A 255-nucleotide genomic window follows, 5' to 3' on the forward strand; every position below is an offset into this window, starting at 1 on the left:
TGCATCAAGCATGCAGTTGAGCTGGAGCAATCCTTTATGGAAGGGGCTTATGGTCGCGTGCTGAGTGCCAGACAGACCGCACCACACGAGGCCTATGATTATTTTATGGATCTTTTGGCCAAGACTGTAAGAGATGAAATTGCTGGGTGTAGTGAGAAGGCTTATGATCGCCTTGCACTGGATGATGCTCGACAAATGTTGCTTTTCTCTTCTGAGTGTGAACTTATTCAATATGTTAAAGAGGAGCATCCGGAG

The 255-nt window shown here is 46.3% G+C and carries 1 protein-coding gene; it reads left to right on the top strand.

Going from position 1 to position 255, the window contains the following annotated elements:
• A partial coding sequence (locus C6N31_RS47425) for a CSN8/SAC3 domain-containing protein (protein ID WP_198359737.1) occupies positions 1-255 on the top strand: 255 nt, incomplete at both ends.

The organism is Streptomyces fildesensis (assembly GCF_016107395.1).
Lineage (GTDB): Bacteria > Actinomycetota > Actinomycetes > Streptomycetales > Streptomycetaceae > Actinacidiphila > Actinacidiphila fildesensis.